Origin of the sequence: Alteromonas sp. S167, assembly GCF_036864375.1 — a bacterium.
In the GTDB taxonomy this organism is placed as follows: Bacteria; Pseudomonadota; Gammaproteobacteria; order Enterobacterales; family Alteromonadaceae; genus Alteromonas.
Genome location: NZ_JAZETR010000005.1, coordinates 180,529 through 195,631 on the forward strand (window position 1 = coordinate 180,529; position 15,103 = coordinate 195,631).

Annotated in this window: 14 protein-coding genes; 1 reads left to right on the top strand and 13 read right to left on the bottom strand. The window is 46.7% G+C overall.

Annotated features, from left to right (window positions below; genetic code table 11):
• Window positions 1–4: 4 nt before the first annotated feature.
• The 13 genes from V7R35_RS09840 to gmk form a co-directional block, all read right to left on the bottom strand.
• The gene (locus V7R35_RS09840; protein ID WP_334014592.1) at window positions 5–1,186 is read right to left on the bottom strand and encodes an NAD(P)/FAD-dependent oxidoreductase; all 1,182 of its coding nucleotides are present in this window, start codon (window positions 1,184–1,186) and stop codon (window positions 5–7) included.
• Window positions 1,187–1,189: 3 nt separating this feature from the next.
• Window positions 1,190–2,221, bottom strand: a complete 1,032-nt coding sequence (locus V7R35_RS09845; RefSeq protein WP_334014593.1) for an ABC transporter ATP-binding protein — start codon at window positions 2,219–2,221, stop codon at window positions 1,190–1,192.
• On the bottom strand, window positions 2,221–3,741 hold the full coding sequence (locus tag V7R35_RS09850; protein ID WP_334014594.1) for an ABC transporter permease: 1,521 nt from the start codon (window positions 3,739–3,741) through the stop codon (window positions 2,221–2,223). Before V7R35_RS09850 ends, V7R35_RS09845 begins: the two co-directional genes overlap by 1 nt.
• Entirely contained in the window at window positions 3,738–4,772 is a 1,035-nt protein-coding gene (locus V7R35_RS09855; protein WP_334014595.1) for an extracellular solute-binding protein, read from the bottom strand. The genes V7R35_RS09850 and V7R35_RS09855 overlap by 4 nt, the downstream gene beginning before the upstream one ends.
• 9 nt (window positions 4,773–4,781) lie before the next feature.
• Complete coding sequence (locus tag V7R35_RS09860; RefSeq protein WP_334014596.1) at window positions 4,782–5,606, bottom strand: hypothetical protein; 825 nt, start codon at window positions 5,604–5,606, stop codon at window positions 4,782–4,784.
• A 418-nt stretch (window positions 5,607–6,024) separates the two neighbouring features.
• Complete coding sequence (locus V7R35_RS09865; protein ID WP_334014597.1) at window positions 6,025–6,498, bottom strand: peroxiredoxin; 474 nt, start codon at window positions 6,496–6,498, stop codon at window positions 6,025–6,027.
• Window positions 6,499–6,507: 9 nt separating this feature from the next.
• Window positions 6,508–7,296: a class I SAM-dependent methyltransferase gene (locus V7R35_RS09870; protein ID WP_334014598.1), complete on the bottom strand. Its 789-nt coding sequence runs from the start codon at window positions 7,294–7,296 to the stop codon at window positions 6,508–6,510.
• Window positions 7,289–9,361 (bottom strand): ATP-dependent DNA helicase RecG, encoded by a 2,073-nt coding sequence (gene recG / locus V7R35_RS09875; protein ID WP_334014599.1) that lies wholly within the window; start codon window positions 9,359–9,361, stop codon window positions 7,289–7,291. The genes V7R35_RS09870 and recG overlap by 8 nt, the downstream gene beginning before the upstream one ends.
• A gap of 238 nt (window positions 9,362–9,599) precedes the next feature.
• Entirely contained in the window at window positions 9,600–10,304 is a 705-nt protein-coding gene (trmH, locus tag V7R35_RS09880) for a tRNA (guanosine(18)-2'-O)-methyltransferase TrmH (protein WP_334014600.1), read from the bottom strand.
• A gap of 3 nt (window positions 10,305–10,307) precedes the next feature.
• A complete protein-coding gene (locus tag V7R35_RS09885) occupies window positions 10,308–10,694 on the bottom strand; it encodes a RidA family protein (protein ID WP_334014601.1) in 387 nt (128 codons plus the stop codon).
• A 21-nt stretch (window positions 10,695–10,715) separates the two neighbouring features.
• Entirely contained in the window at window positions 10,716–12,827 is a 2,112-nt protein-coding gene (gene spoT / locus V7R35_RS09890; RefSeq protein ID WP_334014602.1) for a bifunctional GTP diphosphokinase/guanosine-3',5'-bis pyrophosphate 3'-pyrophosphohydrolase, read from the bottom strand.
• Between the two features lie 144 nt (window positions 12,828–12,971).
• Entirely contained in the window at window positions 12,972–13,244 is a 273-nt protein-coding gene (gene rpoZ, locus V7R35_RS09895) for a DNA-directed RNA polymerase subunit omega (RefSeq protein WP_334014604.1), read from the bottom strand.
• A 172-nt stretch (window positions 13,245–13,416) separates the two neighbouring features.
• Complete coding sequence (gene gmk, locus V7R35_RS09900) at window positions 13,417–14,058, bottom strand: guanylate kinase (protein ID WP_334014605.1); 642 nt, start codon at window positions 14,056–14,058, stop codon at window positions 13,417–13,419.
• Window positions 14,059–14,312: 254 nt separating this feature from the next.
• Between gmk and V7R35_RS09905 the strand changes: the two genes are divergently transcribed.
• A complete protein-coding gene (locus V7R35_RS09905; RefSeq protein WP_334014606.1) occupies window positions 14,313–14,984 on the top strand; it encodes an alpha/beta hydrolase in 672 nt (223 codons plus the stop codon).
• Window positions 14,985–15,103: the final 119 nt, after the last annotated feature.

Below are 15,103 nucleotides of genomic sequence, written 5' to 3' on the forward strand. Positions count from 1 at the left end.
ACAACTACACCACCTGCCCTGCTGCCCAGCCACTGCTCCATGCCCATTGGAAGTTAAAGCCACCTAGCCAGCCCGTTACATCTACTACTTCACCAATGAAGTATAGGCCTTCTACGTTTTTCGCCATCATGGTTTTTGATGAAAGTTCATTAGTGTCTACACCACCAATGGTGACTTCTGCGGTGCGGTAGCCTTCTGTACCGTTAGGTTTTACTTGCCAATTCTCTAACGTGTTGGCAATGGTGTCGCATTCGGTGTGAGATAGCTGCTTCACGGGTACGTTGCGCCACTGATTATGCTCAATAAAGCTTTGTACCATGCGCTTTGGAAATACTTTATTTAAGCATGTGGCCAGCAACGCATCGGGTGTACTTTCACGCGCTTCTTTAATAAATGCATGGGTGTCGTGGTTTGGTAGTGTATTAATGCTTAAGCTATCGCCCGCTTCCCAGTAGCTTGAAATTTGCAGCATAGCAGGCCCACTTAAGCCGCGGTGAGTAAAAAGCATGGCTTCTTTAAATGTTGTGTCGTTACAGCTTGCGTAAACGTCTACGGCTATACCGCTTAGCTCTGCCAGCGTTTCTTTGTCTTTATCGTGAAGCGTGAAAGGCACAAGGGCAGCACGAGTTGGTAGTACCTTAAGGCCGAACTGCTCGGCAACCTTATAACCAAATGGCGTAGCACCTAGTTTAGGCATGCTTAACCCGCCAGTAGCAATCACCAAAGACTCACATTGGTAATCGCCGTTCGAAGTTGAAAGTAAGTACCCACTTTCCACTTTTTCTACGCTTAAAATCTCACAACGCGTGGTAATGGTAACGCCCGCTCTGTCGCACTCTTTAAGCAGCAAATCTACAATGTCTTTTGCGCTATCGTCGCAAAACAATTGCCCCAATGTTTTCTCATGGTAGGCAATACCGTAGTCGGCCACTAGTCCGATAAAATCCCATTGGGTGTAGCGGCTTAATGCCGACTTACAAAAGTGAGGGTTTTGGGAAAGAAAGTTTTCTGGGCCTGCATACATATTAGTGAAGTTGCAGCGGCCACCGCCCGACATCAATATTTTGCGACCTACTTTTTTTGCATGGTCTAGCACTTCAACGCTTCTTCCACGCATACCTGCTTGTGCTGCACAGAAAAGACCGGCAGCACCAGCGCCTATAACAATTACATCGCGCTTTATCACGTTTTAGCCCCGAGGAAATACAGCGAGTGGGTGTGTGGTAATTAAGGCCATATGTGCTCGTTCGCCGGGCTTAATGGCATTTTCGTGGCTTACGCGCACTTTTAGTTGGCTACCATTATCTAGCGTAACGGCATATAAGCGACTTTCACCTTCGTAACGCACCCAATCTACCGTGCCGTTTGGTTGTGGATGCGTTGCACTTAAGCTTAGATCATCAGGGCGAACCAACAAGTCTACATCGCCACTGGCGTTTTGAAGCGGCGTACCCGGCACATTTCCTATGTCGGTAACAACCGTGTTATCTGGGTTATTGCTGCTGTTGTCAAAGGTTGCAGTTAAGAAACTTGCTTCACCCATAAAGCGGGCCACAAAGCGGCTTGAAGGCGTTGAGTAGCATGCTTCTGGCGTGTCTAACTGCTCTAGCACGCCTTTATTCAATATACCAACTCTATCGCCAACACTTAACGCTTCATCTTGGTCGTGTGTTACCCAAATGGCTGGTACACCGGCTTTTTTAAGCGCATCACGTATTTCCCAGCGTAGACTGTCTTTAAGCGCTGCATCTAGGTTCGATAATGGCTCATCTAGCAACACAAACGAAGGCTCATGCGCTAAGGTCCTTGCTAGCGCCACGCGTTGCTTTTGCCCGCCCGACAAGCGCGCAGGCTTGGCATCGCGAAATGCATCTAGCCCCAGTAGGTTTATCCAATGATCAGCAAGGGCAGTGTCTTTTAAACGAAAGCACACGTTTTGCTGCACGGTAAGGTGCGGAAACAAAGCGAAATCTTGAAACACCATACCTACATTACGCTTTTCAGGTGGTACGTGTTTAGATGACGTGCTTTCCCATTTGCCCAACGACATTGCGCCTTCAGAAATAGGAATAAGCCCAGCTAGTGCTTGCAATATTGTGGTTTTACCGCAGCCAGTCGGCCCTACCAACATAAGAATTTCGTCGTGCCCAAGCTCTAGGTTTAACTTGTCGACTACGCGGGTAGACCCATAATTCACAGACAAATTACTAACACTTAGCATTACGAACGATCATCCTCGGTAACAGTAAATTGGGCTTTTCTTTCGCCCGACAGCATAAGCACTAAGCCCACGCCAGATAACAACACAAGCAATAAACCAGGTACTGCCGCGCGGCCAAAGTAACCCGCTTCATATACACGCCACATATAGGTAGCCAGTGTCTCAAAGCCTGTAGGTCCAAGCATTAGTGTAGCGGGTAGCTCTCGCATAGCTTCAAGAAATACGAGTGCAGCGCCTGCAATCATACCACGAAGGGTAAGAGGAAGCGTAATGCGCATAAAAGCTTCACGCGGGCTAGCGCCTAATACACGGGCAGCCTTAACCAAGCCAGAATCTATATTTTCAGAGGTGGTTCGAACGCTACCTACCGCTAGCGGGATAAAACGCAGTACATACGCCATAACCAGCAAGCTCAGCGTTTGATAAAGCGCCGGAAGCTGAAGGCCTACGTAAACTAACGCGGTACCCATAACAATGCCGGGCACGCCAAAACCAAAATAGGTAATGCGTTCCATAAAGCGTCCTGCTTTACCTGCAATAGCCGCATTCGCAACAGGTATCGCTAGTAACACCGCCACAATGGCTGCAATAAACGACGCATGGGCAGAATTCCATGCGTACTCAAGCTCAAACCCACCTGTGCCCTCGCGCACAAGCCACAATATAAATACCGCCAGCGGCAAAATAATAGCCATAAATACCACAGGAAACGCCGCGGCTAACATGGCATTACACTGCCAACGTGCCGGAAACAGCATAAGGTGCTTACCTGGTCGCTCTTTTGCACCGCCTATTCGGCTCTCTATAAACAATATCAGGCACACAATAACCATTAGCTGCAAACTCAGCATGGCTGCTTGGCTAAGCCCGAACGCGTTGTATTCTACGAAGATAACTCGCGTGAAGGTGTCTAACCCCATAATGGCAGGCGTGCCAAAATCGGATAACGCATACAGCGCTGCCAATAAAGCACCTGCTGCAACGCTGTTTACTACGCGCGGTAGCACAACTCGCCATAGGCTTGCACCAAGCGACAAACCTAATGTACGCGCTGCGTTTACCAAGCTCGCGTCTAAGCTCAAAAGACTTGCACGGGTTGTCATCATTACAAAGGGGTATGTGTACAGGCTCATAACAAGTGCCGAGCCCCAAAGCCCACTAATTGGAGGTGTAGTTATGCCAAGTACGTTTTCTATTTCACCGCCGCGACCAAAGGAAAAATACATGGCAAACGCGCCAATGTAGCTGGGCAATGCAAGAGGCGCAGCAAGTAATATTAGCCAAAAGCGTTTAAACGGCATTTGCACGTAGGCTGTGAAAAAGGCAAGTGGTACGCCGATAGCGACAGCACCAATAATGGTAAGCACCACTAAAGATAAGGTATTGCCTAAAACGCGAAGGTTATGAGTATCGAAAAGTTGCGCACTGTCTTGGGCTAAAGAAAACAAAACGCCGACGGGCAATAAAGCCATCAGCGCTATTAGTAGAGCCAGTGGGTACGACTTTGGCCAGTTTGTCACAGTACGCCAACATCCCTCATCATATTAAGAGTGGGTCGCAAGTCTGCCAATTTACGCAGGTCCATGTCGGGCGGCGACAGGTCGCTTAAACTTACAAGCCCTTGAGGCTGGTCTACGCCTTGTACCAGGGGTATTTCGTAGGCTTCACGAGCTAGGTACGCCTGAACTTCAGTGCTTAGTAAGTAACGAATAAAGTTAGCCGGTAAGCTGCCTTCACTTAACGCAACGATGCCAGATGCATTCACCAAACATCCTGCATCGTTGTTGGTATAGGCAAGCGCTACGTTGGCGTCAGGCTTACCTGATTTCAAGCGCAAGGTGTAATAGTGGTTCGCAAAACCTATATCTACCTCACCGCGCTCAACACCCATAACTACACCAAGTTCACCAGCGTATTTTTTCGAATTACGATTAATGCCCTTAAGCCACGACTTAGTTGCCGCTTCGCCTTCTAGAATTCGCATCGCAGTAACAAAAGACTGGAATGATGAATACGCGGGTGCCCAGCCAATTTTTAAGTCGCTGTCGGCAAGTGCCATTACGCTATCGGGGATTTGCTGTTCAGATACGCGCTTGGTGTTATATGGCAACGTACGAACGCGCCCTGTTACCGGAGACCAGCTAGAATATTGAAAACCATCTTTAAGTTGGGCAGTTAAGTCGGCAGGTAAAGGCTTTGCCGCACCTGCATCGGTTACTACACCGATAGAGCCCGTATCTACCGCCCAGAACAAATCAGCACGTTTCACGCCTGCTTTTGTTTCCGCCACAATGGTATTGGCTAGCGCCGCTGAACCGCCGCGGCGCACTTTAAGATTTAGTTTAGGATTACGCTTTTCAATTGCTTTAAGCACATTCTCGTAAAGACCGCCCTCACCACGACCAAGGTAAAGGGTTAAATCACCCTCTAATTTGGGAAGCGTTTCAACCGACACACTGCCCGTTTGCGTCATGGCTTGCAAAGCACCGAAGGGCATGCTGCCCAACGCACCTGCTGCCGCTAAGCCTTGTAAGAATGTTCTTCTTTGCATAAAGCTTCCTTAAAATACGTCTTTACGACTTTTTTCTGCTTCTACTAGCAGTGCGCGAGCACGGTCGAGCTTAGTTTGCATGGTTTCAACTACGGCTCGTACGCTGTCTACCCCTTTATTTTTCGAAATAGCTTGAGGTAGCGTAACGTTGAAGTCTTTCTCTAGGTCTTCAACCAATGCTGCGTCTTTTGCGATTAGGTCGCCTTCAATCCCTTCGAAACGCTGAAGATAGGTGTCGTGAACTAGCGTTGTTGCTACTTCGTGTAACTGCTCTGCATATTTAGCCACCACACGATCAAGGCGAGTTTTAATATCGTCAATCACTTCAGGGCCAGTAGTAGGTTCTTTTTCCGTGGTTTTCACCACGTCCACTAAGCCTTTCTTCTGATATTGGGCGGCAAGTTTAACTGCGCCTAGCGCTTGCCACAAGGCATGATTTAAGTTCTCTTGCTCTTTGCGAACTTCGCTCAACGGCTTTCCACCGTCTATTGCCATTTTAACACCGTATATGCCTTGCCAAATTGATGCATAAATTGGCACAAATTGAGTTTCAATGGCCGAATGGAACTCCACTTCTTCCCAGTACTCAATAAGCGCATCTGTTTTAAGTGACTTATCTTTGGCTGCGTATGCGTCAACTACACTACCGAACTTGCTCTCTAACCAATGCACTTCTTCAGTATATTCACTAATATGTGCATGCAGGTTATTTACGTGGTCGCCTATTTCACCATTCGCCATGGCCCTACTTGACACCATAGCTAGAGACACCATTGCTAGCGACATCGCAGAAGCAAAAACTAGAGCGCTCATTCGTTTTAGTGTTGTTGTCATACTGTTTCCTAATTCCTAATTATCGCCGCAAATGATACTTATTATCATTAATAGAGTAAAGGTGACACGCCGCGAACAGCTACCGCTTACCGCACACACCCTCTGCGTTTTAACTCGTATTTCAAACGTTAACATTGCGTTATTCAATGCTGTTAGCACGCATTACAAGTATACTAATGCTACTTTAAGCGCATGTTATGTAACGTATTAATGAAAGTGAGAGATCATACTCTTATGACAGTTTAATGAAAAAGACCTGCCTTGTATAAAAGAGTTCACACGTTAAGGCCATAAATACAAATTTTTCACTATCCCAACAAAAAGCCCGCTCTTTGAAGCGGGCTTTTTTACTATTTAGCGTACTTATGCTTGCCACGTTTGCGTTTTCATCAATGGGCGCATAAGAGAATGTTAGCTTTTACAGGCTATCTAGCATGGTTTGCGCGTCGCTTACGTCAAAACGACCTGGGTCTTCAACGTTAAGCTTCTTCACTTTACCGTCTTCAACAAGCATTGAATAACGCAGTGAACGCATACCGCCAAAGTTACCAGTACTCATGTCTAGGCCAATTTGTTTAGTGAAGTAACCGTTGCCGTCGGCAACCATTAAAATTTCTTCTGCATTGTTTACTTTGCCCCATGCATCCATTACGAACGCATCATTCACCGACAAACAAATAATGCTGTCGACGCCTTTAGCTTTAATCTTATCTGCTAGGGCAACATAGCCTGGAAGATGAGAATGCGAGCAGGTTGGCGTAAAAGCGCCAGGCACAGCAAACACAACCACTTTTTTATCAGTGAACAGTTCATTTGTACCAGGGTTAGTTACTTCACCGTTTACTAATAAGCTAAAATCCACCTCAGGCAGAGTGCTTCCAACTTGTATCATATGGTTCTCCTAATTTTTCTGACACAAATACACGTCAAATCGATGTTTCTTACTCTCAATGGCCATTGATGGTTTTTCTCCGGCCAGCACATCTGCACTATTTGGGCGTTTCACGACTACCCGGTGCATGGCTAGCATTAGTGCTGGCGGCAACAGCGCATCTGCATCAGGGTCGTGCCCTAGCAGTTGCTGAAACAGCCGCATTTCCTTTTTCACCAAGGCTGATTTCTTTTTATGCGGAAACATGGGGTCTAAATAAATAGCATCCACGCTTTCACCTTTGAAGTATTGCATTACCTCGGCACTATTTCCATGCTGAAGTGACATTCGGTTGGCAAGGTCAGGAAAAGTCAGCGCTAAACGCCGTATTCCATCTTCAAGCAAGGCAGCAACTACCGGCGACCGCTCGATCATAGTTACACTACAACCTACGCTTACCAGTACAAAGGCATCGCGCCCTAAACCTGGTGTTGCATCAACCACATGCCATGCATCGTTACCTTTAAGCCCAATTGCCTTTACTATCGGCTCTTTACGCCCGCCACCATGCTGCTTTCTGTACAAACTGGCCGGTGAGGCAAAGTCTACTTCCACCGGCAGCACTTTTTTCTCACTTGCATCGGCAAGACCAAGTACGTCTTGGTATACTTGTAAATAAAGCCCTTCCGACGGTTTTTCATTTTGCGGTAGAACAGGGAAGCCCCATTTAGCGCTTATACTGAGCGCTAGCTGGTTGTCGGCTTCGTACAATTCATCATCTGATGCACTGGCAACAACGATAGGCAGTTGACTAAGCATGGCCGTACTGCTCCTTGTGTCCAATCCAGCGGTTAATAATAGCTTGCGCGTGCGATGGATATTTGTCCCATAGCGTGTATGCAATTTCTTGTACTCTTGGTATTAATGCGGCATCGCGCACCAAATCGGCAATTTTAAGTTCTGCCATGCCCGTTTGCTTAGTACCCATAAACTCACCCGGGCCACGAATTTCTAAGTCGCGCTGCGCTATGTAAAACCCGTCATTCGACTCTCGTAGCACCCCTAAACGCTGAGTAGCCGTTTTTGATAACGGGCTTTGATACATTAGCACGCACTGACTTTCTACAGCGCCCCGCCCTACTCGGCCGCGCAGCTGATGCAGTTGTGCAAGCCCTAAACGCTCTGGGTTTTCAATTATCATAATACTGGCATTAGGGACATCTACGCCTACCTCAATGACGGTAGTGGCAACTAATAAATCTAACTTTCCATCTTTGAAGTCGGCCATTACTTGCGCTTTTTCTGCAGGCTTTAGTCGCCCATGTACTAAGCCAACCTGTAAGTCGGGTAATGCCGTACGTAATGTTACTGCTGCATCTTCGGCAGCTTGGCATTCAAGCACTTCCGATTCATCAATAAGCGTACACACCCAATACGCTTGTCTGCCGTTGTCTTTACACGCTTGGCGTACACGCTCAATAACGTCGGCGCGACGCGTATCAGGCAACACCACCGTTTGCACAGGTGTTCGCCCGGGCGGCAATTCATCAATAACAGAAGTATCTAGGTCGGCATAAGCGGTCATTGCCAGCGTTCTAGGAATGGGTGTGGCAGTCATAATAAGCTGGTGCGGATAACGCCCCTGCTGTTCACCTTTATCGCGCAGGGCTAGCCGTTGATGTACGCCAAATCTATGCTGCTCATCTACAATCACAAGCGCCAATTGTTGATAGTTCACGCTCTCTTGGAAAATAGCGTGCGTGCCGACCAACATTTGAATGTCGCCAGCTTCCAATCTTGCCAATACTTCGTTTCGCGTTTTGCCCTTAAGCTTTCCAGCTAACCAACCTACCTCAATACCTAGCGGCTCTAGCCAGTCTCTAAAATTATTGGCGTGTTGTTCTGCAAGTAGCTCGGTTGGCGCCATCAGCGCTACCTGATGGCCTGCGCCAATAGCCGACAGCGCCGCAAGTGCAGCTACCAAGGTTTTACCCGAACCTACATCGCCCTGCACCAAGCGCATCATTGGTCTAGCGAGCTGCATGTCTTTTTGTATATCGGCAACAACACGCTGCTGAGCGCCTGTTGGCGAGAACGGCAGCTGTGCTAAAAGCTTATCGATAAATATTTGGTTTACTTCAATTGGAATGCCTGGTTGTGCGTCAGACAGCTTGCGCACTTTCAAAACGCTTAAATGATGCGACAGCAGCTCTTCTAGAATAAGACGGTATTGTGCAGGGTGCAGTCCTTCTTCCATTTCATGTACATCTACATCAGGCGGGGGCCGATGTACAAGGTGAAGCGCTTTATTAAGGCTAATTTGTTCGTCATAAATACCTTCCGGCAGCAGGTCTGCCAGTGCGCCTTTATCAAGTAATGCTAATGCTTGTTCAGTTAAATTTCTAAGCGTAAGCTGCTTTATACCGTCAGTAGTGGGGTAAACTGGGGTTAGTGATTCTTCACTGGGCGGGGCGTCTTCATCTACCAGCTTAAATTCAGGGTGCATCATTTCAATGCCCCACTTGCCGGTTCGCACCTCACCAAAGCATCGAACCGTGTTACCAGGCGTCATCATAGAACGCTGCACAGCGCCAAAGTGGAAAAAGCGCAGGGTAATAGTGCCCGTGCCATCGCTTAGCTTAACCACCAGCATTCGCTTTTTACCATACTGAATATCGGCACTCATTACCTCGCCCTGCACACTCACATGCGTAAACGGACGGCACTCGGCCACACTGTAAATACGCGTTCTGTCTTCATACCTATGAGGTAAGTGAAACAGAATGTCTTGAAGCGTAAATAGCCCTATTTTGTTGAGTTTTTCTGCCACCTTTGCGCCTACGCCTTTAAGCGCAGTAATAGGGGTAGTGGCGAGTGCTTGCATTCAGTTATATCCTTCTTTCAAATAACTGATAAAAAATAAAAAACGATGAGGGATAACATGCCCTTAGTAACGGAAAGTGTAAAGGATTGTGGCTAGGTTGGCGAGTACGCTTTGGTCCAGTTTTTTAAAGCCAAAAATAAAGCCTGCGGTTCAGGCAGGCTTTTTATTTGTTTGTGCTTTTTACCAAAACTCGATATACCGATACTCGATGCGCGAGGCTGTTTTAACCTATTTGCTATTATGCTTCTAGCGCGTTCGCTTCGGCTTGGGTAATTTGCATATCTTGCCACCAGCTATCATCGGCAGCAATTTCACCTAATTCATTGATAGGTGGAAGCGCTAATCCCTTTCGCTGACATAGCTTAAACAAGCGCGGATAACCATTTTCAAATGCCAGTGCCTGACACTCTTCTTCTGCAAGATGCTGTGTGCTGTACATACCCGCAATAGTGCGTTGACGCTGTGCTTCGTAAAGTACCAGTGCTGCTGCAACAGACACATTAAGCGACTGCACCATGCCCATCATAGGTATAACAATATCCTGATCGGCTAATGCTTTAGCTTCATCTGTAGCGCCGTACTTTTCTTGTCCAAACAAAATAGCGGTAGGTTTGGTGTAATCGATATCACGAAAATCTACAGCGGTCTCAGACAAATTAGTAACCAATACCTGCATGCCCTGCCCCTTAAGGTCGGTCATAGCATCTGCGATATTCATGTGGTTTGTTTGGCGTACCCATTGCTGGCTGCCCATGGCAGTGCCACGTCTGAACTGATACTGCTTTTCCCACACGGTGTGAACACGATGAATGCCCACTGCATCACATGTTCGTACAACCGCCGACACATTGTGCGGCTTATGCACATTTTCAAGGCATACCGTTAAGTCGGTTTGCCTTTTTTCCAGCACTTCTCTAATTCGCTGGTAACGCTCAGGTGACATGACTTACTCCGGCAGTTCCATTACGCCATCAATTTCAATTTGTGCGCCTTTTGGTAACGCTGAAACTTGAACAGCTGCACGTGCTGGGTAAGGCGTATTGAAATAACGACTCATAATCTCATTCACTAACGCGAAATGACCAAGGTCGGTAAGGAAGATATTCACTTTCACCAAGTCGTTAGTGCTACCACCTGCGGCTTCACACACTGCTTTTACGTTTTCAAAAACTTGAACAGCTTGCGCTTCAAACTCGTCAGACACCATTTCCATGGTTTCTGGCACAAGTGGAATTTGACCTGATAAATAAACGGTAGTGCCGGCTTTCGCCGCTTGGCTGTAAGTACCAATAGCAGCAGGTGCCTTATCGGTCTGAATAATAGACTTAGACATAAGAATTCCTAAAAATGTAATTTAGTGTCGAGATTGACTGTGACGAGACACTCTTTGAACTTCTGGCATGGTACGAATTTTCTTCATTACGCGAGCCAAGTGCACACGGTTATGTGTAGTGAGTTCTAGGTCAATAAAGTAAATGTTACTCTCTTTCTCTTCAGTTTGCAGACCAATGATATTGGAATCGCACCCCGAGATTGTGTTCGTTAATGTTGCCAGTGTGCCCTGATGGTTAAACAGTTCGATACGTAGCGACGCTTTAAATTCGCCCTGAGGTTCATCGTCCCACTGCATTGGCAGCACACGTTGAGGCTCTTCACGTGCTAGCTTGCGAATGTTGTTACAGCCCGTTTGGTGAATGGTCATACCGCGACCAGGGCTTAGTACAGCCACAATTTCATCGTCTGGAATAGGATGACAACAACGAGAATAATTAACCAACAGACCTTCTGTTCCGCGAATGGCAACATTGCCTTTTTTATCTGACAGGTCATTGGTACTTTCACCAAGTAGCCTGCGCGCCACAATAGCACTGAGTTCGTTACCCAAGCCAATGTCGACCAGCAAGTCGTCAAAGCTGTCGTGCTTGGTTTCAGCGACTACGCGATCGATATCTTCTTGCGGAATATCGTCAAGTTTCACGGCACCTAATGCATGACGCAACAGACGGTTACCCATGTTCACTGCTTCTTGCGAGTGCTGCTTGCGCAAATACTGGCGAATTCTGCCACGAGCGCGAGCACTCACTACAAAGTTCAGCCAGTTCGCATTAGGCTTAGCTTTAGGCGAAGTAATAATTTCTACGGTTTGCCCATTTTCAAGCGGCTTACTTAGGCTGAAGTTTCTGCGCTCAACACGCACACCAACGCATGTATTACCCACATCTGAGTGTACAGCGTAGGCGAAATCTACGGCAGTAGCCCCCATGGGCAGTTCAATAATGCGGCCATCTGGGGTAAATACATAAATTTCGTCTGGGAAAAGATCGGTTTTTACCGATTCAATAAACTCGAACGACGAACTGGCAGACTGTTGAAGCTCAAGCAGGCTTTGCATCCACTTGCGGGCTCGAAGCTGCGCGGTTGTGCCATTGTCGCCAGGCTCTTTATAAAGCCAATGCGCAGCCACCCCTTTGTCGGCCATCTGATCCATTTCCTGTGTACGTATTTGGATTTCAACGGGTATACCGTGAGGCCCAATGAGTGACGTATGCAGCGATTGATAGCCATTTGTGCGAGGAATTGCAATGTAGTCTTTAAAGCGGTTTTCGATAGGCTTATATAGCCCATGCATCGCGCCTAGCGCGCGATAGCAATTATCTACCGTGTTTACCACAATACGGAAAGCATAGATATCCATTACCTCATTGAACATCAGTTCTTTGTTTTTCATTTTCCGGTAAATGGAATACAGGTGCTTTTCTCGGCCTAGAACGTCAGACTCAATCTCATAAGCGGTTAAGCGAGTATTTAGCTCGGTGCGAATATTTTCAATGATTTCCTTTCGGTTACCGCGCGCCTGACGAACAGCAGATTTGAGCGCACGATGGCGCATTGGGTACATGGCCTGAAAACCTAAATCTTCAAGCTCGTTTTTAATATCGTGAATACCTAAGCGATGCGCGATAGGCGCATAAATCTCAAGGGTTTCAAGGGCAATACGACGGCGCTTGTCTGGGCGAAGTGAGCCCAACGTGCGCATATTGTGAGTACGGTCGGCCAGCTTAATTAGAATAACCCTGATATCTTGTACCATGGCCATCATCATTTTGCGGAAGTTTTCTGCCTGCGCTTCTTGTTTGGTGCTAAACGCCAGTTTATCTAGCTTACTTACACCTTCAACTAACTCCGCAACTGTGTCGCCAAATGCACTGGCTAAATCTTCTTTGCTGTAATGCGTATCTTCAATAACATCGTGTAAAAGTGCTGCCATGATAGTTTCATGGTCAAGGTGCATATCGGCAAGGATACCTGCCACAGCTACAGGGTGCGTTATGTAGGGGTCGCCACTTGAACGCATTTGGCCATCGTGGGCCTCTTGCGCCAAAATAAAAGCATCTTGAACCAGCTGCACTCGCTCGGCTGGTAAATACTCAATAACTTTCTGCTTTAAACCTTCAAACAAATACACTGTTAAGCGTGACCCTTATAAAACGTTACAACCTTAAGAATACGTCTTATTCTGCTATATTCCAATACGCCAAAAGTAAAGCGCCAGTGCTTTTTTCAAAGCACTGGCGCTAAATTTATCGTAAAAGCCCTTAAAGGGTACTTTTTACTGCTCAGATAAAATGTTTGCTACCGATGCAAACTCAGCGTGTTCTTGCTGTTCTTGAGCTTGAAGTTCTGCTTGCTCAAGTGTAGCAGCAGTAACTAAACCTTCTTCAATTTCACGAAGTGCAGTTACGGTTGGCTTGTCGTTTTGAACGTCAACCATAGGATCTTTGCCTTCAGTGGCAATCTGACGTGCACGGCGTGCAGCAACAAGCACTAGGTCAAAGCGGTTACCAATTTTATCTACGGCATCTTCTACAGTTACGCGAGCCATGTATTTCTCCGAAAATTAGGTTGAGCAAGTTATTCAAAAAACGGCCACGTAGTATACATGGTTGTATATCGCGATCCTAGCGTTTTGTTTGAAATTAGCACAGCAAGATCGCGTTGAGCTCGCCCTTCGTGGCTAATTTTGTAAATCACATTATTTAATTACTAGGTGAAGCTTACGCGCTACCAAGCAATTCGTCCAACATAGGTTGATGACGCATTTCTTGTTTTACGGTTCGTAAACGCTGTGCCGTAACCACTGCTTCAAGTTCACTGAGCGCGGTAGCAAAGTCGTCATTGACTATTACATGATCGAACTCGTTAAAATGCGACATTTCAGAAACAGCCTGAGACATACGTCCAGCGATTACTTCTTCACTGTCTTGACCGCGATTGTTTAAGCGCTGCTCTAATACATTAAGCGATGGTGGTAAAATAAAGATGCCACAAGTATCTGGCATTAGCTTCTTCACCTGTCTTGCACCTTGCCAGTCGATGTCTAGAAACACGTCTATTCCACGGTGCAGTGTTTGTTCAATAGTAACACGCGACGTGCCGTAATAATTACCAAACACTTCGGCGTACTCAAAAAAAACGCCTTGTTCGATAAGTGCTTCAAACTGCTCTCGGCTTACAAAATGGTAATGCACGCCGTCTTCCTCGCCTGGGCGCGGTGCACGCGTGGTATGCGACACAGACACCTGCATTGGTGTTGTGCTGTTCCCTTCGTATTTTTCCATGAGTGCCTTTATCAGGCTAGATTTGCCCGCACCGGAAGGTGCTGCAAGTATAAATAAGTTGCCAAGGAGTGAAGCCATAAAATATTAAAATTCTATCAAAGTATGGTGATTTCTTATCGCAATGATAGCATATCTCGCATCACAGCCGTAACAACCAATATTGTGTGCGCTATGCCGCACGCCACTAAACAATATGGTGTGGCTTCTGAACCTAAATTAAAACAAGAGAAACCGTGCTTTTTAGGGCGATAAAGGATATCGCTTTGTAGTAGTTGCACTTCAGTTACTGCCCTGTAGTAACTAAAAAAGCGCTTATTATTAGGAAAAGAAAGATGAATGAGCAACTTTTACCATGCGTGGAAATAAATCCAACAACAACACCTACAGCATGTGTTATTTGGTTACACGGCCTTGGTGACTCAGGTCACGGATTCGCTCCAATCGTTCCTGAGCTAAAGCTTCCCAGTAGTCTTGCAGTTAAGTTTATCTTTCCCCACGCGCCAGAACGCCCTATTACTGTAAACGGGGGCATGCGCATGCGCGCGTGGTACGACATAAAATCAATGGATTTCGACAGCCGCGCCGATTTGGCAGGTGTACAAGAATCTGCAGAACAAGTTGAACAGCTTATTCAAGCGCAAATTGACAATGGCATTCCTGCGAACCGTATTGTGTTGGCAGGCTTCTCGCAAGGCGGTGTCATTGCACTTCATATTGCACCGCGAATTAAACACAAATTTGCCGGCGTGCTAGCGCTCTCTACCTATATGTGCGAGCCAACCTTACTAGTAAACGAAGCGCAGAGCACAAATAAAACAACGCCCATTATGATGGCCCACGGTGAGCAAGATGAAGTGGTACCTGTTTTCATGGGTAACGCAGCGTATGAAGTACTGAAAGGTAATGGGTTTGACGTGACGTGGCAAACTTATATGATGCAGCACAACGTATGCATGGAAGAATTAAACGACATAAGCGCTTGGCTGCAGAAGGTACTTAAGTAGTACGCCAGTTCCTATATTGTTAGAAACACAAAAAACCGCTTTTAAAAGCGGTTTTTTAGTTTTAATAACAGCATGTAATAGCACAGTTAATTACCAATACCTCAATGCTAGCGAAGCAA